Origin of the sequence: Embleya sp. NBC_00896 (assembly GCF_045207785.1) — a bacterium.
GTDB lineage: Bacteria > Actinomycetota > Actinomycetes > Streptomycetales > Streptomycetaceae > Embleya.
The window spans coordinates 527,920-551,981 of the sequence record NZ_CP108776.1; the positions used below are offsets into that span (position 1 = coordinate 527,920).

At 72.6% G+C, this 24,062-nt stretch carries 25 protein-coding genes and 1 riboswitch; of the genes, 12 read left to right on the plus strand and 13 right to left on the minus strand.

Annotated elements, in window-relative coordinates:
• The first annotated feature begins 90 nt into the window (after positions 1–90).
• The gene (locus OG928_RS02365) at positions 91–885 is read left to right on the plus strand and encodes an APH(3') family aminoglycoside O-phosphotransferase (protein WP_406278407.1); all 795 of its coding nucleotides are present in this window, start codon (positions 91–93) and stop codon (positions 883–885) included.
• A 72-nt stretch (positions 886–957) separates the two neighbouring features.
• Here OG928_RS02365 and OG928_RS02370 read toward each other — a convergent pair whose 3' ends face one another.
• Positions 958–1,578: a TetR/AcrR family transcriptional regulator gene (locus tag OG928_RS02370; protein ID WP_406278410.1), complete on the minus strand. Its 621-nt coding sequence runs from the start codon at positions 1,576–1,578 to the stop codon at positions 958–960.
• A 194-nt stretch (positions 1,579–1,772) separates the two neighbouring features.
• On the opposite strand from OG928_RS02370, the gene abc-f reads away from it, so the two are divergent.
• The 6 genes from abc-f (at position 1,773) to OG928_RS02400 (ending at position 7,530) form a co-directional block, all read left to right on the plus strand.
• Complete coding sequence (gene abc-f, locus OG928_RS02375; RefSeq protein ID WP_406278413.1) at positions 1,773–3,389, plus strand: ribosomal protection-like ABC-F family protein; 1,617 nt, start codon at positions 1,773–1,775, stop codon at positions 3,387–3,389.
• Entirely contained in the window at positions 3,386–4,273 is an 888-nt protein-coding gene (locus OG928_RS02380) for a virginiamycin B lyase (protein ID WP_406278416.1), read from the plus strand. The genes abc-f and OG928_RS02380 overlap by 4 nt, the downstream gene beginning before the upstream one ends.
• Positions 4,274–4,502: 229 nt before the next feature.
• Positions 4,503–4,697, plus strand: coding sequence for a hypothetical protein (locus OG928_RS02385; RefSeq protein ID WP_406278419.1), 195 nt, complete (start codon positions 4,503–4,505; stop codon positions 4,695–4,697).
• A gap of 78 nt (positions 4,698–4,775) precedes the next feature.
• Complete coding sequence (locus OG928_RS02390) at positions 4,776–5,537, plus strand: hypothetical protein (protein WP_406278422.1); 762 nt, start codon at positions 4,776–4,778, stop codon at positions 5,535–5,537.
• A complete protein-coding gene (locus tag OG928_RS02395) occupies positions 5,534–6,463 on the plus strand; it encodes a DUF6895 family protein (protein WP_406278425.1) in 930 nt (309 codons plus the stop codon). The genes OG928_RS02390 and OG928_RS02395 overlap by 4 nt, the downstream gene beginning before the upstream one ends.
• Positions 6,460–7,530: a serine hydrolase domain-containing protein gene (locus OG928_RS02400; protein ID WP_406278428.1), complete on the plus strand. Its 1,071-nt coding sequence runs from the start codon at positions 6,460–6,462 to the stop codon at positions 7,528–7,530. Before OG928_RS02395 ends, OG928_RS02400 begins: the two co-directional genes overlap by 4 nt.
• Before the next feature lie 17 nt (positions 7,531–7,547).
• Here the strand turns inward: OG928_RS02400 and OG928_RS02405 are convergent, their stop codons facing one another.
• Both OG928_RS02405 and OG928_RS02410 read right to left on the minus strand, forming a co-directional pair.
• On the minus strand, positions 7,548–7,880 hold the full coding sequence (locus tag OG928_RS02405) for a hypothetical protein (RefSeq protein WP_406278431.1): 333 nt from the start codon (positions 7,878–7,880) through the stop codon (positions 7,548–7,550).
• A complete protein-coding gene (locus OG928_RS02410) occupies positions 7,861–9,555 on the minus strand; it encodes a dihydroxyacetone kinase family protein (protein WP_406278434.1) in 1,695 nt (564 codons plus the stop codon). The genes OG928_RS02405 and OG928_RS02410 overlap by 20 nt, the downstream gene beginning before the upstream one ends.
• A 207-nt stretch (positions 9,556–9,762) precedes the next feature.
• Between OG928_RS02410 and OG928_RS02415 the strand changes: the two genes are divergently transcribed.
• A complete protein-coding gene (locus OG928_RS02415; RefSeq protein WP_406278437.1) occupies positions 9,763–10,143 on the plus strand; it encodes a peptidoglycan-binding protein in 381 nt (126 codons plus the stop codon).
• A 161-nt stretch (positions 10,144–10,304) separates the two neighbouring features.
• Here the strand turns inward: OG928_RS02415 and OG928_RS02420 are convergent, their stop codons facing one another.
• Positions 10,305–10,646 carry a S26 family signal peptidase gene (locus OG928_RS02420; protein ID WP_406278440.1) on the minus strand — a complete coding sequence of 114 codons (342 nt, stop codon included), beginning with the start codon at positions 10,644–10,646 and terminating at the stop codon, positions 10,305–10,307.
• A gap of 126 nt (positions 10,647–10,772) precedes the next feature.
• On the opposite strand from OG928_RS02420, the gene OG928_RS02425 reads away from it, so the two are divergent.
• The 3 genes from OG928_RS02425 (at position 10,773) to OG928_RS02435 (ending at position 13,496) form a co-directional block, all read left to right on the plus strand.
• Positions 10,773–11,228 (plus strand): hypothetical protein, encoded by a 456-nt coding sequence (locus OG928_RS02425; RefSeq protein ID WP_406278443.1) that lies wholly within the window; start codon positions 10,773–10,775, stop codon positions 11,226–11,228.
• Between the two features lie 152 nt (positions 11,229–11,380).
• Positions 11,381–12,310, plus strand: coding sequence for an antibiotic ABC transporter ATP-binding protein (locus tag OG928_RS02430; protein WP_406278446.1), 930 nt, complete (start codon positions 11,381–11,383; stop codon positions 12,308–12,310).
• 541 nt (positions 12,311–12,851) lie between these two features.
• The gene (locus tag OG928_RS02435; RefSeq protein ID WP_406290727.1) at positions 12,852–13,496 is read left to right on the plus strand and encodes a LysE family translocator; all 645 of its coding nucleotides are present in this window, start codon (positions 12,852–12,854) and stop codon (positions 13,494–13,496) included.
• 10 nt (positions 13,497–13,506) lie between these two features.
• Here OG928_RS02435 and OG928_RS02440 read toward each other — a convergent pair whose 3' ends face one another.
• The gene (locus OG928_RS02440; RefSeq protein ID WP_406278448.1) at positions 13,507–14,574 is read right to left on the minus strand and encodes a DUF2332 domain-containing protein; all 1,068 of its coding nucleotides are present in this window, start codon (positions 14,572–14,574) and stop codon (positions 13,507–13,509) included.
• 80 nt (positions 14,575–14,654) lie between these two features.
• Positions 14,655–15,356, minus strand: coding sequence for an MOSC domain-containing protein (locus OG928_RS02445; RefSeq protein WP_406278451.1), 702 nt, complete (start codon positions 15,354–15,356; stop codon positions 14,655–14,657).
• A 206-nt stretch (positions 15,357–15,562) separates the two neighbouring features.
• Here OG928_RS02445 and OG928_RS02450 point away from each other — a divergent pair, with 206 nt between their 5' ends.
• Complete coding sequence (locus OG928_RS02450) at positions 15,563–15,727, plus strand: hypothetical protein (RefSeq protein WP_406278454.1); 165 nt, start codon at positions 15,563–15,565, stop codon at positions 15,725–15,727.
• A gap of 190 nt (positions 15,728–15,917) precedes the next feature.
• Here OG928_RS02450 and OG928_RS02455 read toward each other — a convergent pair whose 3' ends face one another.
• From OG928_RS02455 to OG928_RS02485, 7 genes are all read right to left on the minus strand, one after another.
• Positions 15,918–16,295: a VOC family protein gene (locus OG928_RS02455; protein WP_406278457.1), complete on the minus strand. Its 378-nt coding sequence runs from the start codon at positions 16,293–16,295 to the stop codon at positions 15,918–15,920.
• 173 nt (positions 16,296–16,468) lie between these two features.
• Positions 16,469–17,446, minus strand: coding sequence for a ribonucleotide-diphosphate reductase subunit beta (locus OG928_RS02460; RefSeq protein ID WP_406290730.1), 978 nt, complete (start codon positions 17,444–17,446; stop codon positions 16,469–16,471).
• Positions 17,447–17,463: 17 nt separating this feature from the next.
• Entirely contained in the window at positions 17,464–19,797 is a 2,334-nt protein-coding gene (locus tag OG928_RS02465) for a ribonucleoside-diphosphate reductase subunit alpha (RefSeq protein WP_406290732.1), read from the minus strand.
• A 76-nt stretch (positions 19,798–19,873) separates the two neighbouring features.
• A riboswitch (cobalamin riboswitch) is annotated at positions 19,874–20,125 on the minus strand.
• A gap of 163 nt (positions 20,126–20,288) precedes the next feature.
• A complete protein-coding gene (locus tag OG928_RS02470; protein ID WP_406278460.1) occupies positions 20,289–20,477 on the minus strand; it encodes a hypothetical protein in 189 nt (62 codons plus the stop codon).
• A 189-nt stretch (positions 20,478–20,666) separates the two neighbouring features.
• The gene (gene mug / locus OG928_RS02475; protein ID WP_406290734.1) at positions 20,667–21,221 is read right to left on the minus strand and encodes a G/U mismatch-specific DNA glycosylase; all 555 of its coding nucleotides are present in this window, start codon (positions 21,219–21,221) and stop codon (positions 20,667–20,669) included.
• 86 nt (positions 21,222–21,307) lie between these two features.
• The gene (locus OG928_RS02480; protein ID WP_406278462.1) at positions 21,308–22,132 is read right to left on the minus strand and encodes a GNAT family N-acetyltransferase; all 825 of its coding nucleotides are present in this window, start codon (positions 22,130–22,132) and stop codon (positions 21,308–21,310) included.
• Between the two features lie 165 nt (positions 22,133–22,297).
• On the minus strand, positions 22,298–24,013 hold the full coding sequence (locus OG928_RS02485) for an alkaline phosphatase D family protein (protein WP_406278465.1): 1,716 nt from the start codon (positions 24,011–24,013) through the stop codon (positions 22,298–22,300).
• Positions 24,014–24,062 lie beyond the last annotated feature (49 nt).

Below are 24,062 nucleotides of genomic sequence, written 5' to 3' on the forward strand. Positions count from 1 at the left end.
AACACGAACCGCACCTCCTCTCGTCGAACTCGCCGGGTCCCGCGAATTAATCCGCCGGCGTTCCGGGGGCGTGTCGGGTGAGGATGAAGTGTGATCAACGATCTTCGGCGCCGATTCGCGGCGTACACATGGGAATCGGTCACGGACGGCGAGTCGGGGGCCGACGTGTACCGCCTGGAAGGCCGCGACAGCCTGTACCTCAAGGTGGCCCGGACCGGCCCGCATACCGACTCCGGCCTCGATCTCGCCGCAGAGGTGGCACGCGGGGAGTGGGCGGCGAAGCAGGGGATCCCGGTCGCGGAGATCCTCGACCACGCGGTGGACGCGACCGGTGGTTGGCTGCTGACCCGGGCCGTCCCCGGGCGGTCGGCGGCCGACCCGTGGCCGGTCGACCAGCGCGCCGCGGTCGTCGACGCGGTCGCCGACGCGGCCCGCGCCCTGCACGAACTCCCGCTCGACACCTGCCCGTTCGACCGCAGCCTCGCCGTCACGATCCCGATCGCGCGACACGCGGTCGCGGCCGACCTCGTCGACTTGGCGGACCTGGACAAGCACCGCCTTGGCCGCACCGCCGAGGACCTGCTCGACGAGTTGATCGCGACCACCCCCACGACCGAGGACCTCGTCGTCGGCCACGGCGACTACACCCTGCCCAACGTCCTGCTCGACCCCGAGACCCGGCGCGTGATCGCCCTGATCGACCTCGGCCGGCTCGGCCGCGTCGATCGCCACGCCGACCCGGCCCTGGTCACGCGCCAGTTGCTCGACCCCGAGGACGAGCAGTACGGCCCGGCCTACGCCGACCGCTTCCTGGCCCGCTACGACCCGGCGGGCGACCTGGACCCGGACCGCATCGAGTTCTACCGCCTCCTCGACGAGTTCTGAGCCCGCGTCGCCGGCCTGCCCTCGCCGGCCCCGATCCGCCGGCCTGCCCGTGCCGTGCCGCCCGGGCCTGCCTCACGCGCCATCGATCACGAAGACGCCCGCACGGGCCGCCGACACCGCCGCGTCGGCGGCCCGCAGCGCGTGTGCGGCGTCGACCGGCTCGCGGGTGATGAACAGTCGGTAGTACACCGGCGCGACCGCGCTCCGGAGCACCTCTCCCGGGTTCGTACCGACGGGCAACTCGCCGCGTTCCACCGCGCGTTCGACGACCGGTTCGGCCTGCGCCAGGCGTCCGATCAAGAATCCGCGCAACGCGGCGGCCGTGGTCGGGTCGTGCACCGCGGCGGACACCAGGGCCCGCGCGGTGGGGCCCTGATCGGGATCGGCGAAGCCGGTCCGGACCAGTTCCGTGATCGCCCGCAGGTCGCCGCGGATCGTGCCGGTGTCGGGCACCGGCCACGGCTCGTCCGCCGCGAGGTCGAGCGCGTCGGCCGCGAGCCCCGCCGCGTTGCGCCAGCGGCGGTACACCGTCGTCTTGTGCACGCCCGAGCGCGCCGCGACCGCCTCCACGGTCAGCCCGTCGAAGCCCTTGTCGGCCAGCTCGCCCAGCGTCGCCCGCCGGACGGCGTCCCGCGTGCGCGCGGTCCGACCACCGGGGCGGGCGCTGCCGGCCAGTCCTTCCCCGTCGCTCAAAGACAACCCAGTTGCATTAGTGCGTCTCCATCCGTCACACTCATCTTAACGCAACCGCGTTGCATTAATTTGCTCGAACCCTTTCCCGTCGCACCGCACACCGCCAAGGAGCGCAGCAGCCATGACCTTGATCCCGAACATCAGCACCGCCACCACCCCCGCACCCCGTTCGCATCGTCACCCGGAGGCCGCCCTTGTCCGGTTCCACGCAGCTCACTCTGCGCAACGTCTCGAAGACCTACGCCGACCGTCCCGTTCTCGCTGACGTCTCACTGACCGTCAAGCCCGGCGAAAGCGTCGGGATCGTCGGCGAGAACGGCTCCGGAAAGACCACCCTCCTGCGCCTGATCGCCGGCCTGGAGACCCCCGACGACGGCACCGTCACAGTCACGAGCCCCCACGGCATCGGCCACCTCGGCCAGACCCTCGCCCTGCCCGGCACGCACACCGTGCGCCGGGCCATCGACGCCGCGCTCGCCGACCTGCGGGCGATCGAGCGCCGGCTGCGCGAACTGGAGGCCGGGCTCGCCGAGGCCGGGCCCGAACACGAGCACCTCCTGGCCGAGTACGGCGACCTGCTCACCACCTTCGAGGCCCGCGGCGGCTACGACGCCGACGCCCGCACCGACCGGGCCGTCCAGGCCCTCGGCCTCGGCGCCATCCCGTACGACCGCACGCTCGACGCCCTGTCCGGCGGCGAACGCGCCCGCCTCGGACTCGCGTGCCTGCTCGCCGCGGCGCCCGAGGTGATGCTGCTCGACGAGCCCACCAACCACCTCGACGCGCCGTCCCTGACCTGGCTGGAGGACCGGCTGCGCGAGCACACCGGCACGGTTGTGGCGATCTCGCACGACCGCCTGTTCCTCGACCGGATCGCCGGCGCGATCGTCGAGGTCGAGGGCGGCACGGTCACCAGGTACGGCGGCAACCACACCGCCTACGTCGCCGCGCGTGCCGCCGCCCGCCGCCGGCACGAGCAGGCGTACGCCGACTGGCGCCGCGACGTCCGCGCGGCCGAGGTCTTCGCCGCCGGCACCGCCCATCGGGTCGCACCGGGGCGGGCCGCCAAGGACAACAACAAGATGGCCTACGACCGCAACGCGGGCCGGGTGCAGAACTCGGTCGCGAGCCGGGTCCGGCAGGCCCGGGAACGGCTGCGCCGGCTGCACGACGAGGCCGTGCCCGCCCCACCCGAGCCACTGCGCTTCACCGGCGGCTTCGGCACCGGTGCGACCGCGGGCGTCCTGCTCGACGCGCGGGCCGTCCGGGTCGCCGACCGCCTCGCCGAAACCGACCTCCGCGTCGAGGCCGGCGACCGGGTCCTGGTGCACGGCGCCAACGGCGCGGGCAAGTCCACCCTCCTGCGGGTCCTGTTCGGCACCCTCGAACCGGACGCCGGAACGGTCCACCGGCGCGGCCGGATCGGCTACCTGCCCCAGGACCCGGTCTTCGCCGACCCGACCCGAACCGTCCTGGCCGCCTACGCCGCGGGCCGCGCCGGCTATCCCGACGAACACCGCGCCCGCCTGGTCGCCACCGGCCTGCTGCCCGCCGACGTCCTCGACACCCGAGTCGGTGCGCTCTCGATCGGCCGGCGCCAACGCCTCGCGCTGGCCCGCCTGTTGGCCCGGCCGGTCGACCTGCTGCTGCTCGACGAGCCCACCAATCACCTCTCCCCCACCCTGGTCGAGGAGTTGGAGCACGCCCTGGACGCCTACCGGGGCGCCCTCGTCGTCGTCTCCCACGACCGCACCCTGCACGCCCGATTCACCGGAACCCGGATCCACCTGAGCGATGGAGCACTCGTATGACTCCCCCCACCATCGACGAACTCCCGCTGTTCGAGGCCGAATCCGGCCCCTACGCGATCACCCCCGGCCCCGACGGCGCGCTGTGGTGCACGCTCGTGCACGCGGGTCGGATCGCCCGGATCGACACCGCCGGCGGATGCACGACGTTCGACCTCGACGACCCGACCTGCGGACCGACGGTGATCACCGCGGGGCCGGACGGCGCGCTGTGGTTCACCGAGTACAAGGCACACCGGATCGGCCGGATCACCACCGCCGGCGAGGTCACCCACTTCGACCTGCCCACCGGGAAATCCGGCCCGTTCGGGATCACCCTCGGGCCGGACGGCGCCCTGTGGTTCACCGAGACCGCCGCGAACCGGATCGGCCGGATCGACCCGGACGGCGACATCACCGGCTTCGCACTGCCGATCGAGGACGCGTTCCCGTCGGCGATCACCGCGGGCGCCGACGGCGCGTTGTGGTTCACCCTGAACGCGGCGAACGCGCTCGGCCACATCACCACCGCGGGCGATGTCACGATCCATCCGCTGCCGACCGAGGGCGCCGCGCCGGTGGGGATCGCGGCCGACCCGGACGGCTCGGTGTGGTTCACCGAGATCGGCGCGGGCGCGATCGGTCGCCGCGCGGCGACCGGCGAAATCGTCGAATTCCCGCTCCCGGACCGCGAATCGCGTCCGCACGCGGTCGCGCTCGACGCGGCCGGCGACTGCTGGTTCACCGAATGGGGCACGAGCCGGATCGGCCGGCTGACCCCCGAGGGCACTCTGACGGAGTACGACTTGCCGACCTCGGCGGCCGAACCGCACGGCCTCGCGCAGGGCTCCGACGGCGCGATCTGGGTCGCCCTGGAGATCGGCACGGTGGCCCGGATCGCCGGCTGATCCGCGTCGGGAAGCCCTGGTCGGCACCGATCCGCCCGGATCCGGCGGGCTTTCGCCCCGCCCGGACCCGTCGTGGGCGGCCCCGTACGCCTCCCGGAACGCGCCCGCGCGGCCAATGCGGACGAGACGCGCCGCGCATTCCCAAATGGTGCATAACTTCCCAAAAGGTGCATATCGTCAAAACGGCACCGTCGAGCCCGGCGGTGAAGTCACGATGAGGGAGCACCCGATGCTTACTCAACCCATCCGTCAGCCCGCCCAGCGGTCGCCGATCACGCCGAACCAGGCGGGAACGGTCGCGACACTCATGATCGAGGAGGAGACGACCATCAGTGACGCGCCGCTGTACACACCGGAAGACATCGGCGGCGGACTGCTCCTGCTCGGCCTGCTCTTGTCGCCGAAGCCCCCGAAGGAGCGGTAGGTCGAGTCCGATGTCCCAGACATCACCGGATCCGATGCCCCCGACATCACCGGCTCCGACGGGAAGTTGATCACCACCATGCCCTTCGCCGACACCTCGTCGCACGAGGAGTACACGGCGGCGGTCGAGCGGGTGGCAGGCCGTGCCCTCGGCGTCCTCATGGACACCGAGGGCTCGGTCGTGCCCACCGGATGCGCGACCGACCCCTCCCACATCGATCCCGCCGCCGGCGGATCGCGCGACCGCGGCGCCGACCCCGACGCCGACCTGCCGGGTCTGCGCGTCCTCGGCTCCGACATGCTGGCCCCGCACGTCCTGCGCGGCACGCCGCTCCCGGCCGACCAGGCCGAGGCCGCCGCGCGCGCGTTCACCGTGTTCCCGCCCGAAACGCTGGGCACGTCCGCCGACACGGCGTGGATCCTCACCTGGCGGGACTGGGCCACCGCCCGCACGCTGACCCGCTTCGGCCTGAGCGTGGACGTGCCCGTGCCGGGCGACGGCGCACAGGTCGCCGACGCCACGACCTGGCAGGCGTGGTCGGTCCGGATGGCCCAGCTGTCGCCGCTGGCCCTGCCCGGTCTGGACGGTCCGATCCACGCCGCCGCCCGCCGCAACGCCGACTCGCTCGCGCGCGGGACGGTCCGGGCGATGCTGCGCCGCGACTACCGCACGGCCGCCCGGATCGCCCGCTGGCTGGCGTTCGTACGCGCCGACGGCGTCACGTACCCACTGGACCTGGCGCCGCTGTTGCGGCACATCCGCGTCTTCGGCGGCGGCAGCACCCGGACCGTGCTCGACACCCGCATCGCGCAACACGTGACCGGGCTGGAGGGCTCATGAACGCGGACGTGCTCAAGACCGCGCACACCGTGGGCTCGCGCGCACTGCGCTGGCTGCACGAGAACGCCGAGTTCGGCACCCTGCCGACACACACCGTGGTCGACTTCGACGACCGCGACAGCGCGTACAAGCCGCTCGGCGAGGCCGCGCTGGCCACCTCGCTCGTGCTGCGCGAGGGGGTCGCCGGACCGGGCGACCTGGCCGCCGCGCGCACGTTGATCGACTTCGCGTGGGAGCAGTTCCGGCACGGGGACTTCCTGTACGAACGCCAGGTTCGACACACGCTGGTCACCGATCCCCTGGAAACCTACGCGCACTTCGCCCGGGCGGGCATCCGGCACGAGCGGATGGACGACCTGCTGACCCACCTGGACGGGCTGCGCTCGGTGCGCGCGATCGAGATGATGCCCAACCGGCGGCTCGGGGTCGCCAACGCGTCTCGCGTCGTCGGGCTGCCGCATCGGCCGGACTGGGCCGCGCTCGCCGCCGCCACCTGGCTCGGCACCACCCCCGAGCCGTGGGTGATCGACTGGATGACCGCCTACAACATGACCCACACGGTGTTCCACCTCACCGACTGGGGCGCGCACCCCGAGCTGCTGCCCGCCGACATCCGGGACTACCTGCGGATCTGGCTCCCGGTGTGGGTGGACGTGTGGCAGGAGGTATCCCAATTCGACCTCGTGGGCGAGTTGTTGATCGTGGACGCGTGCCTGGAGGAGCCCGTATGCGACTCCCGGGGTTGGGATCGACTCGCGGCGGCGCAGCACGCCGACGGCCTGCTCCCGCGCGACGCGGACCCGGTGGACAAGGACGCCCGGCAGGCGTTCAAGGACCACGAGCACACGGCGGTGGTGGCGATCGTCGCGGGCACCATCACGCTCTCGCGCTCGCTCGGCGCCAAGCCCGCCGCCGCGCTCGCGTGAGCGCGGTGGCGGGGGCGGGGGCGGGCGCGAGGAGCGGGGGCAAGGTCACGGCGGACCTGCTCGCACCGCTGATGCGGTGTGCTCCGGCGGGCGACGCGATGGTGGTGGCGACGATCCGCGGCGGCGAGCGGTCGGTGCTGACCCGGGGCACGGCGGTGGACGCCGACTCGCGGTTCGAACTGGGCTCGGTGACCAAGACGTTCACCGCGCTGCTGCTCGCGGACGCGGTCGCGCGCGGCGAGGTGCGGCTCGACGACCCGCTCATCACCTACCTGCCGCCGGGGTCGCGGCCGCGCTGGTCGTCGGGCGTCACCCTGCTGCACCTGGCCACGCACACGGCCGGGCTGCCGCGGCTGCCGCCCGGTTCGCTGCGGACCGCGTTGCCCGCGTGGTACTCGAATCCGTACGCCGGCTACGACGAGAGTCGTCTGTTCGAACTGCTCGGCCGGACCCGGGTGCACGCGCGCCCGGGTACCCGGGTGACGTACTCGAACCTGGGCGTCGGACTGCTCGGGCACCTGCTCGCGCGCGCCGCCCGTCTGCCGTACCCCGACCTGGTGGCCGACCGGCTGGGCGGGCCGCTCGCCCTGACGATGACCACGTGCGACCCGAACGAACCGCAGCTGACCGGTCATTGGCACGGCCGGGCCCGACCGCCGTGGGACATGCCCGGACTACCGGCGGCGGGGGCGCTGCGCAGCACCGCGACGGACCTGACCCGCTACCTGGCGGCCCACCTGGACCCGGCCGTGGTCGCGCCGCCCTCCCTCGCCACCGCCCTGGTCGAGGTCCGCCGCCCGCGCCTGCTCCGCCCCGACACCGGTGACCGGCTGTGCCTGGTCTGGAACCTGCGCCCGCGCGCCGACCACGACCTGATCTTCCATGGCGGCGCCACCCGCGGCTTCACCTCGTTCGTCGGCTTCAGCCCCCAGGCGGGCATCGCGCTGGCCGCCCTGGTGAACACGACACCGGGGCCCCGCGGCACGTTCGTGCAGACCGCCTACGAGACGCTGCGCGCCTTGGCGGCGGACGCGATGGGCGGCGGACCCGCCCGCCCGCTCATGTGAGGGGCGGGGTGCACGCCCTACGCGTGGGGGCCGACGGTCACCTTGCCGATGGTGAGGGTCGGGGTGGCTTCCAGGATCTCGCCGACGCGGCCCACCTGGGCGTCGAGGGCGGCCAGGTGGGGCCCGGTGAGGTCGGTCAGGGGTTCGACGGCTCGACTGCTCGGCGGCTCGACTGCCGGTTGCTCGACTGCCGGTTGCTCGACGGCCGGTTGCTCGACAGCCGGGTTGCTCGGTTGCTCGACTGCCGGGTTGCTCGGTTGGGGGACGTCCCGGCCGAGCGAGGCCCGGGAACGTCCCCAACCGTAGAGCCCATATAGGCCGGCTTCCGTCCTACTGGTCCATCCAGCCATCCCCGTCCAGGGATTCCGCGACCGCGCGCAGCCAGATCACGACCGCCTCGGCGCCCGGGTCGACGGTGCCGATGGCGCGGTCGCCGAGGTAGCTGCTGCGCCCGCGGCGCGCGCTGTGTGTCGCGGTCGCCTCGGTGCCGGCGGCGGCCGCGTCGATGGCCTCGGCCAGACTCCCACCGCCGGTCAGCACCTCGGCCGCCGGCACCAGCGCGTCGAGCATCGTGCGATCGCCCACCCGGGCGCCGCCGAGTTCGCCGATCGCGCCGGCACCGGCTTCGAGCGCCCGGCCCCAGCCGCGCGCCGACGTGTCCTTGTCGAGCACGGTGGCGGCGCGCAGGAGCAGCACCGAGTACAGCGGGCCCGAGGTTCCGCCGAGCGCGCGGCGCAGTGTGTCGGCGAGGCCGCGCAGCACCGCGGCCGGGCTGCCGCCGCCGTAGCCGGCGAGCTCGCGGCCGATCGCCTCGGCGCCGCGGTCGAGGCTGATCCCGAGGTCGCCGTCGCCGACGATCCGGTCGAGCTCGGTCAGGTGCGGTTCGGCGGCGGTCAGCGCGGCGCACGCGGCTTCGACGGCGCGGGTGAGCGGGGTCGGGCTGGTGAGCGGCGTGGAGGTGTCGGCGGTGGTGGGGGCGGGGGCGGGCGGGAGCACGGTGATGTCGCCCACTCGGCCCACTACGGGCGTCGGCCACGCCGGGGCCGTGGTCGGCGCGTCCAGGCGGGCGAGCCGGGCGTCGTCCACGCGCAGCAGGGACAGCGACACGCCCGCCATCTCCAGCGCGGTCAGGAACGAGCCGCGCCACGCGCGTTCGAGCACCAGTCCGCGCGCGGCCAGATCGCGGACGGCGCCGCGCAGCACGATGTCCAGTTCCATCGTGGGGGTGCCGCCGAGGTTGTTGACGAGCAACGCGACGCGGTCGCCGGCGGCGAGTCCGGTCTCGGTGACGACCCGGTCGAGCAGTTCGGTCACGAACTCGTCGGCGGACGCGATCTTGTCCCGCCGGATGCCCGCCTCGCCGTGGATGCCCAGACCCAACTCGACCTCGTCGTCCGCGAGTTCGAACCCGGCTCGGCCCGCGGCGGGAACCGTGCACGGCGTCAGCGCGACGCCCATCGTGCCGACCGCGCCGGCCGCCGCCTCGGCCTCGCGCTTGACCTCGGCCAGGCTCGCGCCGGAGTCGGCGGCGGCGCCCGCGACCTTGTGCACGAACACGGTGCCGGCGATCCCGCGGCGCCCGGCGGTGTCGTCGCCGGTCGCGAGCGCGACGTCGTCCGCGACCACGACGACCTCGACCGCGATGCCCTCGGCGCGGGCCAGTTCGGCGGCGAGCCCGAAGTTGAGCCGGTCCCCCGTGTACGACTTCACCACCAGCAACACCCCGGCCGGACCCGCGACCGTCCGGATCGCGGCCAGGATCGTGTCCGTGGACGGCGACGTGAACACGTCCCCCGAGACCGCCGCGGTGAGCATGCCGGGCCCGACATACCCCGCGTGCGCGGGTTCGTGACCGGCACCGCCGCCGGAGAGCACCGCGACCCGGCCGCTGTCGGCGTACGCGCGGGCGTCGGCCCGCAGCGCGACGTGCGCCCCGTCGAGCAACGCGATGCCCGGGTTGGCGAGGGCGAGCCCCTCGAGCATCTCGGGGACGACGTCGCGCGCGGAGTTGATCAGTTTCTTCATGGCCGGATCCCTACCTGGAACGGCGCCGAACCAACCCCTGTCACGGGCCGGACCGACGCAATCTGCATGGACTTGTGCCGAATCGGTACTCCGGCGCGGTTCGCCTTCCGGCTTGGCGGCCCGGCGCCGACACTGCTGCGATCGAGCACGCCTCCCACATCCTCGGCCGCATCCGCCACCGGTGTCGACGGCCGGAGAGGAGAAGCCATGCTGATCGAACGCGTCCGGCGCTTGCTGGTGTGCGGTGCCGTCGGAGCGGCCCTGGCCCTGGGCGGACCGGCGATCGCACCGGCCTCCGCCGCCCCCGGTGTGCCCGACATCGGGCCCGGGAGCGAGCCTGGGTGGCCGGTGCAGTGCGTCCAGGCGATCTACTACATGACGGGGTTCAGCACGTTCTTCCCCGACACGGTGTACGGCCCCCAGACCGAGGCCGACACCCGTCGCCTGGAGCGGCTGCTCGGCCTGCCGGAGGACGGGATCGTGGATCCGGTCGTGGGCGAGGTGATGTACCTGGTGATGGAACTCGGCTCCGGCCCCGGGTCGTGGAAGACGATCGGATGCTGGGACGTGGTGCCGTCGCTGCACTGAGCCGGCGGATCCGAACGGCGACGCATGGCGTGCCCGGCCCGCCGGGTGCCGGGCGCGTGATGCGTCGCCGCGCGGAACTCGACGAGGGCGGCGGTTCCCCCGGTTGGGGGTGGGCCAGGGCCAGGGTGGTGTTGCCCGTGCCCTGCGGCGGGCCGGGCGGCCTACTCGGTCGCCACCGGTGTCCGCACCTTCCTCGCGGCGCCCGATCGCGGCACCCCGTCGACGGACACGCAGATCCCGTACACGCGGGCCTGTGACGTCCAACCGTTGGCGCGGCCGCGGTTGTTGCTGATCTGCACGCGCGAGCGGTTGACATCCAGCGCGGAAATCAGGTGCAGGTAGACCCGCCCGGCGACTCTGGCCAGGACGATGTCCCCGATTTCGAGGTGGGCCGGATCGACCGGCGCGACGGTCACGAGTTGGCGACTGCGGATAAGCGGGACCATCGAGGCCCCGCTCGGGCGAAACTCGACGGTGGCGCCGTGCGCCACCTTGGCGGCCATGCTGTCCATCATCGTCATCGCGGAACAGGATGACGGATGAACGCCGAGTCGGCCACGGGTTTTTTTCGGCCCGCCGCCGGCGCCGGAAGCCGCCCCGATCCAGCAGATCCGTCCGGAAGGTCGCAGATGAGTACACGTCAGCACCACTACCGATTCGCGCACGTCGTCTTCCGCTCCATCGCGCTGCGCAACGCGGCGGGCCTGCTCGCGGCGCCGATCGACGAGCTGAACTCGCGGACCGTGGACCTGTGGATCGGGGTCGGCAGCGCGCTGCCCGAGGAGGACCGGCTGTCGGCCGACGGCCTCGCGCTCAGCCACGTCCCGTTGGGCGCGGGCACGGGGCTGCTGGTCCGGTTCCCGCCGGCGCTGTATCCGCCGGAGGCGCACTTCGCACTGCTCGTGGGGCCGGACGTGGTCGGCGAACCGCGCTATTTCGTGCTGGAGGAGAGCGTCGACGTCTTCGGCGGCGGCCGCTCCACCGTCCTCGGCGGGTGGGACGAGGACACCCACCTCAATCTGGGTCCCGGCCCGGCCGTGGACGCGGACGCCTTCGTCGCGGCGGTCGCGGCGCGCCTGGCGTAGGGCGCGTCCTCGCGTACGGGAATCCCCACCCGGTCTCCGCCGTGCCGGTCCATGACGCCACCCTGGAACCGCCTTTCGGACCGACGTGGGGACGGTCCGGCACGGGCCGGCTAGGGTGGCCGCAAGGACCGAGGCAAGACCGGGGAGAGTCAGTGACCAAGGTCGTTTTCGTACACGGCGTGGGCAAGCAATATCTGAGCGAGGACTCGCTCGCGCGGGACATCGTGCCCGAACTCCGGGGCGGGGCAAGGCTGGCCGGGGGGCCGGTGCCGGCCGCCGAGGAGGTCGGCCTCGCCTTCTACGGCGACCTGTTCCGCCCGGCGGGCACCCGGTCGGCGGGCGACGAGCCCTTCGACGCGGCCGATGTCGAGGACGACGTCGAGTTCGACCTCCTCATGGCGTGGTGGGCCGAGGCCGCCCGCACCGATCCGGACGTACCGGGCCCGGACGCGGCCGGCACGCGCGGCGGGGTGTCCTGGGCGGCCTCGCAATCGTTGCGCCTGAAGACCGTCCGGGCCGCGCTGGACGCCCTGACCGGCGCCAGGTTCCTGACCGGCGTCCTCGATCGGGCGCTGATCGGCGATCTCAAGCAGATGGCGCGCTACCTCACGGACGACGAACTCCGCGCCCGGGCGCGGGCCCGGGTCGCGGCCCGGATCACCCCACAGACGCGCGTCCTGGTGGCCCATTCGCTCGGCTCGGTGGTGGCGTACGAGACGCTGTGCAACACCGCCCACCGCGTCGACACGTTCGTCACCCTGGGCTCGCCGTTGGGCATGCGCGCACTGGTGCACGGCCGCCTGCGGCCGGCCCCGATCGAGGGCACGGGTTGGTGGCCGCAGGGCCTGCGGACCTGGACCAACATCGCCGACTCGACCGACGTGGTCGCCGTCGTCCGCGAACTGCGCCACGCCTTCGGCGACCGGGTAACGGACGTACCGGTCCACAACGGCAGCCACATGCACGACGCGACCCGATACCTGACGGCGGTGGAAACGGGCCGCGCGATCACGGCCGGCCTGGTCACGGGCGAATCGGCCGACGAGGCGGTCCTGGCCAGACTCACCGGCCTCGCCGAGTGACCGAACCCCACCGCTACCTCATCGCCGCCGGCACCCGCCACTACGCGAGTGCCGCCGTTCTTCCCGAACCCGAGTTTCGACCCGGCGGCGGAGGTGGGCCCGGACGGCCGCCCCGACCATGAATCCACCGACCTGACCACGCACTTCGAGCCACGCGGACGCGGCGTGGAACACGTCCACGACCCGGGCTCGTACTTCACGGGTCGCACGCACGCGCTCACCACGATCCGGGCCCACCTGGAGAGGGCGCGGCCCTTTGGCCGTCACGGGCGCGCCGGGGTCGGGCAAGTCCGCAGGGATCCTCCGCACCGATGCCCGGTCGCCGTATGCCCAGTACCCGACCACCGCCCGGACCATCGCGAGCCGTGCTCCTGCGGCCTCGCCTGTCCGCCCGCCGGCGGGGTCGGCTCGGGCTCGCCCGGGGGTAATGCGGGGTGACGCGGGGGCGCCCGGTCGACAATTCGGTTGCCGGGGGGTTGTGGGGACCCGGAGAATTGCGCCCGCGGGGGCGCGGAACGCAAAGACGGCGAGGGCAAGTGTGATCATCGACGCGGGCGCGATACTCGGGGTGAGCGCGGTGGCGCTCGGGATGGTGCTGACTCCCGGGCCGAACATGATGTACGTGACGTCGCGCAGCATCACCCAGGGGCGACGGGCCGGGATGGTGTCGTTGCTCGGGGTCGGGCTCGGGTTCCTGATCTACATGTCGATGGCCAATCTCGGGCTTTCGGCGGTGTTCATCGTCGTGCCCGAGTTGTACGTCGCGGTGAAGCTCGCCGGTGCGGCCTACCTCGGCTGGCTCGCGTGCCAGGCGCTGCGGCCGGGCGGGCTCTCGGTGTTCGCGCCACAGGAGCTCACGCCGGACTCGAACCGGCGGCTGTTCACCATGGGGCTGCTGACGAATCTGCTCAACCCCAAGGCCGCGATCATGTACCTGTCCCTGATCCCGCAGTTCATCGATCCGAAGGCGGGCCACGTCCTGCTCCAGGGGTTCGTGCTCGGCAGCATTCAGATCGTGATCAGCCTGCTCGTGAACGGGGCCCTGGTCATGGCCGCCGGCACCGTCGCGGTGTTCCTGGCCCGGCGACCGTCGTGGCTGCGGATCCAGCGCTACGTCATGGGTACCGTTCTCGGCGGGCTCGCGGTCAAGCTCGCCACGGACCGGGCCCACCCCGCGACCGCGTAGGAGCGCGGCACTAGAAGGTCAATGCCTCGGTGACGAGCCGAGCGGGGAGGCCGTGCGGATGCGCCCGGGCGAGGACCGTCGCGGGGGGGCCGCCGTGGCGCACCGTCAGCAGGAAGCGGCCACCCCCCGCCGGCTCGAACGCGACGTGCGCGAAGGCCGCGTCCGAAGTCGCGGACCCGACCAGCCGGTCCACGGCCGCCTCCACGCGCGCCCATTCCGCGGCGGGTACGTACTGGCGCATGATCGAGTGCCACAGCACCGTCAGCGTGCCCGGCTCCGGCCGCAGGGCCTCGACGAAGTCACCGGCGCCGACCCGCTGGACCTCGACCGGGACCCGCGCCGCGAGCGCCAGCGCGCCGTCGAGGCGAGCGGCGCGCACGGTCTGGTCCGGCCACAGGTACGCGCGCAGCGCGAGCGCGCCGTCCGACGACAGCGGGTCGATCGGTGTGAGGTCGCAGCCGCCGCGGTCGGCGATCGTCAACGCGGGCGGGTCGCGCAACCACTCGGGGACCGCGCCCTCCCATGCCTCGGTCAGGACGACGGCCGAGTCCCGCGCACCCCACCCGAAGTCGGCCGCCTCGTAGCGGAACAGGTCGGGCCGCAGGTTCAGCCCGGCGCTCGCCCCGATCTCGAACAGCCGTACCGGCAGCGGGCTTTCGCGAAGGGCCCACAACAGCCCCGTGAGCAGCAGCGAGGCCCGGCCCACCTCGTTCGTCTGCGGCGGCCGGGTCAGCCAGTCCGCCACCCACCCGGGCCAACCGGCCACGGCCGCCCGAAACGCCGGCCACGCCGCGCCCGGGTCCGCCGGATCGAATACGCCGCCCGCGCTGGGGTAGTGCGCGGCCAGGTCCGGCGCCCGCCCCGACAACGCGAGCGCGTGTACCCCGCCCATGAGCCGCAGCGGCACCGCGTCGTCCATCGGCGCGTCCGCGTACCCGGCGACCGCGTCGGCGCACGGCCCGCCGGCCCGGATGTCCTGCGCGACGCGTGCCACCAACGCCGCGTACTGCGGCGAACCGAGCACCGCGCAGGCATTGGCCTGACGCTCCGTCAACGCGCTGAGCCGATCAAGGGACATGCTCGACCTTCCTGCGGCCGGACAATGCGGGGCCGCGGCTGGTGCGGTGACCGGACCCAGGCATGTCCGGCGGATCGAACCTAGTCGGCCGCGGGCGTGAACGGCGCGGGGGCCAGGATCGCGGCCGCGGTTCGTTTGCGGGCGAGTTCGCGGGCTACGCCCGGGAGCGCCTCGATGTCGAGCAGCAGGGGCAGCAGTTCGGGCTCGATGGTCAGCGCCCGAAAGCACTTCCCGACGGTGAGGTCGTGCTCGGGCCGGTACTCGACCGTGATCCGGTCCCCCGCCCGCACCTCGCCGGGTTCGAGCACGCGCAAGTAGGTTCCGGGCAGCGCCCGTTCGGTGAAGGTACGGACCCAGCGCCGCTCGTCCAGCCAGGACGCGAACGTCGCGCACGGGATGCGCGGGACGGACACCTCCAGGAGTGGCCCGGCCGCGCCGACCCGCCAGTGCTCGCCGATCAGCGCGGCCTCGACGTCCACGCCGGAGGTGGTCAGGTTCTCCCCGAACATGCCATTGGTCAGCGTGCGCCCGAGGTCGCGTTGCCACAGGTCGAGGTTCTCGCGCGAGTACGCGTACACGGCCTGGTCGTCGCCGCCGTGGTTCTGCCGGTCGAACACGCCGTCCCCGACCAGCCCGCTGCCGAGGCCGCCGTAATTGGGTCCGGGCGCGCGGACCTCGACCGGATGGTCGACCGGACGCTTGTCGATCCCGGTGGTCCCCACCCCGGACTTCGCCGGGTTGGGATGCGGGTTGGCCAGGTTCACGGAGATCACGTGAGACATACCCGCAGGCTACCGAACGGCCCGCCGGCGTCTGCCGGGGCACCGAACGACGTATCCCGCACTCGCCGACGCCCCGATCTGCGGTACTGGTGCGCTTCCCACCCATATCGGCCGCGTAGACCGGCCGTACCCGGGCACAAACCTGTCATCGGCGCCCTCGGGGCGGCCGATGCCCGCGTGTCCGGGCTCCAGGGAGGGACCACGACATGAGTTCGTTGTCGAAGACCATCAGCAAGATACGCAACTACATCCGCCGCAATCCGCAGCAGGTCGAGCGGGGCCGTCGACTCGTGCGCGACCGCCTCTCCCGCCGCCGCAACGGGCGCGGCCCGGGCACCGGCACCGGCACCCCGCCGGGCGGCTCGCACTGATCCTGTCGGCGCATCACGATGTCGCCCCACGCGCGGCGACGTTCGGCCCCGCACCGCTCACGCGCTCGCGCGGAGTGCACCGGCCACGGCCGAACGGCCACGCGTAGGGCGACGTCGCGCGGTCGGGACGCCCCGGCCCCCCGACCGCGCAACCGCACGACCCCGCGACCCCGCGACCCCGCGACCGATCTCAGTCGATCAAGGTCTTCTTCACCCGCACCACGCAGAACTCGTTCCCCTCCGGGTCCGCGAGCACCGTCCACGACTCGTTGCCGGTCTGCCCGACGTCCACCCGGCGCGCCCCGAGCGCGATCACCCGCTCGATCTCGGCCTCGCGCTCACCGGGCCCCGCGCCCGTGGTCAGGTCGAAGTGCAGCCGGTTCTTCACCTTCTTCACATCCGTCACCGGCATGAAGCAGATCCCGATCGGCGCCCCGGGCTCGGTTCCGATGACGACCTCGCGCTCCCGCTCGGAGAGCACCTCCCACCCCAACACCTGGGCCCAGAACCGCGCGAGCCCCGGCAGATCGTGTGCGTCGATGACAAGGTGATGCAACGAAATGGCCATACCCGCCAGTGTGCGACACGAACCGGCCCAGCCTCAAACCTCCCACCCGCAACACCCACCGCACCCGCCGCACCCGCCGCACCCGCAACATCCACGCGTCCCCGAACGCCGAACCGCCGCGCCACCCCGTTTCCGGGACGACGCGGCGGTTCGATCACGCGAAGGCCGTGCGGTCAGAAGTCCTCGTCGAAGGACACCGAGCCGGTGACCGCGACCTGGTAGGCCGACACCCGACGCTCGAAGAAGTTCGACAGCTCCTGGACGTCCTGGAGTTCCATGAAGCCGAACGGGTTCGACGAGCCGTACATCGGGGCCATCCCCAGCTGGGCCAGCCGCCGGTCCGCCACGTGCTCCAGATACGAGCGCATGTCGGCCACCGTCATGCCGGAGACGCCGCCCGCGAGCAGGTCCTCGGCGAAGGCCGTCTCCGCCTCGACCGCCTCGGCCAGCATCCGGCGGACGTCCTCGGCGAGTTCGTCGTCGAACAGGTCGGGCTCCTCGGCGCGGACCGTCTCGACCACCGCGAACGCGAAGTCCATGTGCGCGGACTCGTCGCGGAAGACCCAGTTGGTGCCCGAGGCCAGGCCGTTGAGCAGCCCGCGCGAGCGCAGGAAGTACACGTACGCGAAGGCGCCGTAGAAGAACAGGCCCTCGATGCACGCCGCGAAGCAGATCAGGTTGAGCAGGAACTGCCGCCGGTCGTCCCGGGATTCGAGCCGGTCCAGGCCCATCGCCGAGTCGATCCAGCGAAAGCAGAACTCCGCCTTGCGCCGGATCGACGGGATGTGCTCGACCGCGGCGAACGCCTGCTCGCGCTCCTCGTGGTCGGGCATGTAGGTGTCGAGCAGCGTCAGGTAGAACTGCACATGGACGGCTTCTTCGAAGAGCTGCCGCGACAGGTACAACCGGCCCTCGGGCGAGTTGATGTGCCGGTACAGGTTCAGCACCAGGTTGTTCGCCACGATCGTGTCACCGGTCGCGAAGAACGCGACCAGGCGCTGCACGAGGTGTCGCTCCGCCGGGCTGAGCTTGTCCAGGTCGGCGAGGTCGCTGTGCAGGTCGACCTCTTCGACCGTCCAGGTGTTCCGGATCGCCGCGCGGTACTTCTCGTAGAAGTCCGGGTACTGCATCGGGCGCAGCGTGAGGTTCATTCCGGGATCGAGCAGGCTCACGTGCACGCCTCACAGGCTTCGGGGTTCTCCAGCGAGCAGGCAATGATGTCGACATCGGAAGCGGCAAGGTCGGAGATCTCTTCGACCGGAGCGGCCGACGCCTGCGCCGGCACCGTCGCCTGCTGGATCCGGGTCGCGGGCCGCGAGCGCAGGTAGTACGTGGTCTTCAGGCCGGTCGACCACGCGTAGCGGTACATCGACGACAGCTTGCCGATCGTCGGGTCGGCCATGAACAGGTTCAGCGACTGCGACTGGTCGATGTACGGCGAGCGGGCCGCCGCGAGGTCGATCAGCGCACGCTGCGGGAGTTCCCACGCGGTGCGGTACAACTCGCGGACGTCGTCCGGGAGTTCGGCGATGCCCTGGACCGAGCCCTCGGCGCGCTTGATCCGGTCGCGGACCTCGGGGGTCCACAGCCCGCGGGCCTTGAGCTCACGCACCAGGTACGCGTTGATCTGCAGGAACTCGCCCGACAGCGTCTCGCGCTTGAACAGGTTCGACACCTGCGGCTCGATGCACTCGTACGCGCCGGCGATCGAGGCGATCGTGGCGGTCGGGGCGATCGCGACGAGCAGCGAATTGCGCAGGCCGTGCTCGGCGACGCGGTCGCGCAGCGCGTCCCAGCGCTTGGTCTGGGTCGGGTACACGCCCTCCCACAGGTCGGGCTGGAGCCGACCGCGCGCGGCGTGCGTCTCGGCGTAGGCCGGGTGCGGGCCGTGCACCTCGGCGAGCGCCGACGAGGTCTCCAGCGCGGTCAGGTAGATCTCCTCGGAGATCAGCGTCGACAGCTCGCGCGCCTCGACCGAGTCGAACGGCATCCCGAGCGTGAAGAACACGTCCTGGAGGCCCATCAGGCCCAGGCCCACCGGACGCCAGCGCGGGTTGGACGCGGCGGCCTGGTCGGTCGGGTAGTAGTTGATGTCGATCACGCGGTCCAGGAAGACCACGGCGGTGCGCACGGTGGCGCGCAGCTTCTCCCAGTCCATGCCCTCGCCGGCGACGACATGCGCGCCGAGGTTGACCGAACCCAGGTTGCACACGGCGGTCTCGCCGTCGCTGGTGACCTCGAGGATCTCGGTGCACAGGTTGGACAGGTGCACCACGTTGCCCGGCTCGGCGGCCTGGTTGCAGGTGCGGTTGGCGGCGTCCTTGAAGGTCATCCAGCCGTTGCCGGTCTGCGCGAGCGTGCGCATCATCCGGGCGTAGAGGTCGCGCGCGGGCAGCTGCCGGACGAACCGGCCGTCCCGCTCGGCGGCTTCGTAGACCTTGTCGAACTCGGCGCCCCACAGGTCGGGCAGTTCGGGGATCTCGTTCGGGTCGAACAGCGACCAGACGCCGTCCTCCTCGACCCGCCGCATGAACAGGTCCGGGACCCAGTTCGCCAGGTTGAGGTTGTGCGCGCGACGCGCGTCCTCTCCGGTGTTCTCGCGCAGTTCGAGGAACTCGAGGATGTCGGGGTGCCAGGTCTCCAGGTACACGCAGGCCGCGCCCTTGCGCCGGCCGCCCTGGTTGACCGCCGCCACCGACGAGTCGAGCGTCTTGAGCCACGGCACGATGCCGTTCGAGTGGCCGTTGGTGCCGCGGATCAGCGAGCCGCGCGAGCGCACCCGCGACCACGCGACGCCGATGCCGCCGGCGAACTTCGAGAGCCGGGCGATCCGCCCGTACATCTCGTAGATCGACTCCAGCTCGTCCTTGGGCGAGTCGAGCAGGTAGCACGAGGACATCTGGGTGTGCACGGTGCCGGAGTTGAAGAGCGTCGGCGAGCTGGGCAGGTAGGCCAGCGACGACATCAGCCGGTAGAAGCCGATCGCCTCGCCGGGCTCCCGGGACAGACCGCACGCGACGCGCAGCAGGAAGTGCTGCGGGGTCTCGACGACCTTGCGCGACACCGGGTGGCGCAGCAGGTAGCGGTCGTACACGGTGCGCAGCCCGAAGTACTCGAACCGGCGGTCGCCGAACGCGTCGACCGCGGCGTCCAGTTCGGCGGCGTGCTTCGCCACGAACGCGGCGGTCTCGGCGCCGATGATGCCCTCGCGGCGGCCCAGCGCGATGCCGGCGCTGAACGACGAGACCCCCGCCTCGGCGGCCTCGGCGGCGATCCGGCCGGCGAGCAGGCGCGCGGCGAGCCGCGAGTAGGCCGGCTCCTCGGCGATCAGCTCGGCGGCGGTCCGGACCGCCAGGTCCGCGGCCGCACCGGGGTCGGCACCTTCGTTCAGGCCCGCGACGACCCGGCGGACGACCCGATCCGGATCGACCTCCGGCAAATCGCGCGCCTGGGTGCGTACCAGGGTCGCCAGTTGGTCCTCGGGGCTTTCGTCGATCCGCATCCGGGTCGCGCCCACGCTGTCCACAACGGTCACGTGCTCTCTCCTCGCGAGCTCGTACGTACAAGTGACCCCGCGCCCGTGGGCGCGGACAGCCGGCAGGTATTCGGACTCGCGGGCATGCCGGGGCGCCGCCGGGCACGGCGTGCTCGGCGGACCGCGGAGTTCCCAGTGGTCGTCGCTCCCCGAACGCCTCTCGGCGTTCGGTGTCGCGTGACGACTATCGTTCCCGCTTACCGCTGCGGGGCAGTCCCGGCTTCGCACCGGGTTCCCTCTCTCGTCACCTTTCCAACGAACAACGGAAAGGTGAACCAGCTGCGTCGCAGAGCATATATGTAGTGGCGGGGTCGTCGTCGCACCCCCAGGTGTTGTGTCGCGTCGCAATTCCCGACGTGTCACAGTTCGCCAAAGACGTGCGGAGATGGTACGGCGAGAACCGTCTCATCCCGCCGTACGGCCGCCCCGACCTCGCTCGATGGACCGTCGCCGACGGGTCACGGCCGACCACTTCGGGGCCCCGCCCCGAGCGGGCGGGCGTGTCGGGGCGGGCGGTCGCGCGGGCGGTCCGTCGACTGCGGCACCTCCCGACCCGAGTCGCGCCACTCCGCGACCAGCGCCTCGTACAGCGGGGTGTCGAACGTCTCGGTGGGCCACGGCCCGAATGGTGCCCGCAGGATCTTCATGGCGGCCCAACAGCGCGAGGAGGCGTGAAGTAATCGCCAACCGGGTGATGCCACTCGGTCGGTTGACGTGTCGACTCGGATACATAGTCGATTCGGAGGCGATTCGGAGGCGATACGTGGGCCGTACGCGACCCTCGAACGGCGGCCGGAGCCCGCCGTCGGCCCCGATGGCGGGCAACCGCGTCCGAGCTACTCGAACGCCGCCTCGCGCAATTGCCCGAACGCCGCCGCGAGGGTCGCCGCCGTCCAATGCGCGTTGAGGCCGCTGGGGTTCGGCAGCACCCAGATCCGGGTGTCGCCGATCGTCTCGGCCTGCTCGCCGACCACGGCCTTGGGCCGCCCGAAGCCGGTCCGGTACGCGCCGATGCCGAGCACCGCGAGCCAGGCCGGCCGGTACGCGCGCACCCTGGCGGTGAGCGCCCGGCCGCCGGCCCGGTACTCGTCCTTGGTCAACTCGTCGGCGCGGGCGGTGGTCCGGGCCACCACGTTGGTGATGCCGAGCCCGAGCTCGATCAGCTCGTCCTGTTCGGCCGGCGCGAACAGCCGCGGCGTGAGGCCGGCCGCGTGCAGCGCGGGCCAGAACCGGTTGCCGGGCCGCGCGAAGTGCCGCCCCGTCGCGCCGGACCACAGGCCGGGGTTGATCCCGCAGAACAGCACCTTGAGATCGGGCGCGAGCACGTCGGGGATGGTCACCCCGTGCGCGGCGGCCAACTCGGCGGCGGTCGGGTTGCGACCGGGCGGAATCGGCAGGACCGGCTTGGGGGTGGTGGGCTCGGACCCGGGAGCGGGGGTGGGCTCGGACCCGGGGATGGGGGTGGGCTCGGGCGCGCTCACGATGCCTCCCCGATCAGCGCCGTGCCCACCGACCGAAAGCCGAGCCGGTCGTACACGCGGGCGACGTCGTCGTCCCCCGCCGTCAGGAACACCGTGTCGCTCCCGCCCGCGAGCGCGTGCTCGGCCAGCTCCCAGGTCAGTGCCGACGCGAGGCCCCCGCGCCGGGCCGCGGGCAAGGTGGCGACGCCGACGATCTCCGTCGTGTCGTACAGCTGCTGGTAACTGCCCACGCACAACGGCCCCGTCGGGCCGTACGCCGCGAACATCACCGTCTCGCCGCTGCGCAGCCGCTCGTTGAGATACGACAGCAGCCCCGGGTCCTGCCCGATCGCGACGGTGTCCCGCTCGGCCGTCCCGTCGGTCCCCGCGTGGGTGCCCGGGTTCGCGAAGCCGACCGCCGCGACGCTGTGCACGATCGCCAGGTCGGTCGCGTCCGCCCGAACCCGGCGCAGCGTCACCAGGTCCGGCAGCGCGGGTCGTTCGGCCGGCCGCTCGCTCGGGTCCAGGACCATCAGCGGGTGCTCGTGCACGTGCAGCTCGGCCTCGATCGCGGCCGACCGCAGCGCGGGGGTGGTCTCGTCGACCCATTCGAAGGTCTCGGGCACTTTCAACTCTCTCTGCCGCGCCCGCACCGCGCGGACATCCGCAGCGGTGGGCTCGGTGTCACCGCCGAGCGTGGGTCGCGCGTAGTAGGGCCAACCCTTGCCCTCGTGGACGAACAGGGTCAGCGCGCCGATCGGCTCCGCCCGGGCGGCCCGGCGTGCCGTCGCGTCGTAGTACGTCTCCAAACGGGCACGCAGTTCCGCGGCGGTTTTCGGCACGCGGGTCAGTCTGACACGGCGCCCGGCGCCGGCACGGGCCGGTGTCCGGGGCCGGTTCGGGGTCCCGCCGTCCGGGAGCGGCCCGGTCGCGGCCGGGCCGACGCGCCTCGACGGCCGGCAGCGCGCGGCGCGGCCCGCACGCCTCGCGCGACCGTCTCCGGCCCCTCACTCCGCCCGCAGCACCGCCCGTCCCACCCGACGCAGCCGGGAGTCACGGCCCTTGCGGCCGCCCTCCGCGCGGTCCAGGGACAAGGTCGCGCGGCGGCCGCGCAGGGTCAGGGTCATCAGGTGGTTGCCGAACCACGGGCCGCCGAGCTTCGTCCAGGTGACCGGAAGCGGGGCGAGCCTCGCGTGCCGGGCGAGGGCGTGGCCGATCCGGGTGGCCGTCCCGCCCCAGCCGAAGCGGAAGCCGATCCGGATCGCGGGCGGCACCGAGTTGTGCACCGGCGAGCAGGTCAACTGGTACACCCGGCCCGTGTCGCCCGTGTCATCCGCCGCGCGCGGCCCCTCCCCGGGGCCGACCCAGTGCGCCTCGGCCGCGTAGGCGTGGTGCACATCGCCCGACAGCACGCACACCGTCGCGGGGGCCGGTCCGCCCGAGCGCGGCCCGTGCAGCGCGATCCGCCCGATCAGCGCCGACAGCGCCTCGAACGAGTCGCGGAACGCCGCCCAGTGCTCCAAGTCGCTCGCGCGCCGCAGCTTCTCGCTCAGCGCCGCGAGCCGCGGCCCGCGCACACCCGCGCACAGCGCCTCGTTCCAGGACTCCAGGTCGTGGATGCCGTGCGGCAGCAGCCACGGCAACGACGTACCGATCAGCAGGTGGTCGTACCCGCCCTCGTCGGCCTGCCGGGTGATCCAGGCCAGCTCGTCCGCGCCGATCATCGCGCGCTCGTCCCCGGTCAGCACGCGACCGGCGCGCGAGTCGATCATCAGCAGCCGGGTCCGGCCGAAGTCGCGCCGGAAACTCCAGCGCGTGGCCCTCTTGCCCTCGGCCTCGGCGTCCGCGCGCAGCGCGAACTCGTGCAGGAGCGGGCCCACGTCCGTACCCGGATCCGCCTCCCGGATCGTCGCGAGCATCTCGTCGTTCGCGAGCGCGGCCGGGTCGAGGTTGCCGATGTGCTGGTACACCCAGTACGACGCGAGCGCGCCCGCGATCCGCTCGGACCACCACTCCGTCGCGGCCATCTCGGTCCGCCACGCGTGCGAGGTGTTCCAGTCGTCGATCACGTCGTGGTCGTCGAAGATCATCGCGCTCGGCACGGTCGACAGCAGCCAGCGGATCTGCGGATCGGACCACGACTCGTAGTAGAGCAGCGTGTACTCGTCGAAGTTCGCGATCTGGCCACCCGGCGGCTTCGAGAGGTCGCGGCGCCGGGCCAGCTGGTTCCGGATCGACCGCGAGGTCTCGTCCGCGTACACCTGATCGCCGAGCAGCAGCAGCGCGTCGGGCAACGGCTCGTCGGGCGCGCGGATCAGGCGGTGCGCGAGCGAGTCGAGCGCGTCGGGGTCCAGGTGGCGTTCCTCGGAGTCCTCGGTGCTCGGCGGGCTGGACCACCGGCACGAGCCGAACACGACGTTGAGGTCGCGCCCACCGTCGTCGACCGCCTGGGTACGGATCACGCTCGGTGGATAGGGCGACCGTTCCTGCGGCCAGCAGGTCCGCTCGTCCAACGCGACCCGGTACTCGCGCACCCGCCCCGGCGTCAGGCCCTCGACGACCACGAGCACGTAGTGGCGCCCGAACACGTTCCAGGTGGCGGCGCTCGCCACGCCGTCGTCGCACGCGACGGTGACGACACACGGGGTGTCGGTCTCCACCCAAACGGTCGCACTCGTTCGGTCCACGTGCCGCAGCACGGGTCCGAGCAGCAACTCGGCCATCGTCCTCGGCCCTCCCCAACAGTCGTCGACGTTCCCCGGTGGCATGTGC

Coding starts and splice junctions, on each gene's coding strand:
- OG928_RS02380 (WP_406278416.1), top strand. CDS start 3,386: ATGACTCCCCCCACCATCGACGAACTCCCGCTGTTCGAGGCCGAATCC.
- OG928_RS02385 (WP_406278419.1), top strand. CDS start 4,503: ATGCTTACTCAACCCATCCGTCAGCCCGCCCAGCGGTCGCCGATCACG.
- OG928_RS02390 (WP_406278422.1), top strand. CDS start 4,776: ATGCCCTTCGCCGACACCTCGTCGCACGAGGAGTACACGGCGGCGGTC.
- OG928_RS02395 (WP_406278425.1), top strand. CDS start 5,534: ATGAACGCGGACGTGCTCAAGACCGCGCACACCGTGGGCTCGCGCGCA.
- OG928_RS02405 (WP_406278431.1), bottom strand. CDS start 7,880: ATGGCTGGATGGACCAGTAGGACGGAAGCCGGCCTATATGGGCTCTAC.
- OG928_RS02410 (WP_406278434.1), bottom strand. CDS start 9,555: ATGAAGAAACTGATCAACTCCGCGCGCGACGTCGTCCCCGAGATGCTC.
- OG928_RS02415 (WP_406278437.1), top strand. CDS start 9,763: ATGCTGATCGAACGCGTCCGGCGCTTGCTGGTGTGCGGTGCCGTCGGA.
- OG928_RS02420 (WP_406278440.1), bottom strand. CDS start 10,646: ATGGCCGCCAAGGTGGCGCACGGCGCCACCGTCGAGTTTCGCCCGAGC.
- OG928_RS02425 (WP_406278443.1), top strand. CDS start 10,773: ATGAGTACACGTCAGCACCACTACCGATTCGCGCACGTCGTCTTCCGC.
- OG928_RS02440 (WP_406278448.1), bottom strand. CDS start 14,574: ATGTCCCTTGATCGGCTCAGCGCGTTGACGGAGCGTCAGGCCAATGCC.
- OG928_RS02445 (WP_406278451.1), bottom strand. CDS start 15,356: ATGTCTCACGTGATCTCCGTGAACCTGGCCAACCCGCATCCCAACCCG.
- OG928_RS02450 (WP_406278454.1), top strand. CDS start 15,563: ATGAGTTCGTTGTCGAAGACCATCAGCAAGATACGCAACTACATCCGC.
- OG928_RS02455 (WP_406278457.1), bottom strand. CDS start 16,295: ATGGCCATTTCGTTGCATCACCTTGTCATCGACGCACACGATCTGCCG.
- OG928_RS02460 (WP_406290730.1), bottom strand. CDS start 17,446: ATGAACCTCACGCTGCGCCCGATGCAGTACCCGGACTTCTACGAGAAG.
- OG928_RS02465 (WP_406290732.1), bottom strand. CDS start 19,797: ATGCGGATCGACGAAAGCCCCGAGGACCAACTGGCGACCCTGGTACGC.
- OG928_RS02470 (WP_406278460.1), bottom strand. CDS start 20,477: ATGAAGATCCTGCGGGCACCATTCGGGCCGTGGCCCACCGAGACGTTC.
- OG928_RS02485 (WP_406278465.1), bottom strand. CDS start 24,013: ATGGCCGAGTTGCTGCTCGGACCCGTGCTGCGGCACGTGGACCGAACG.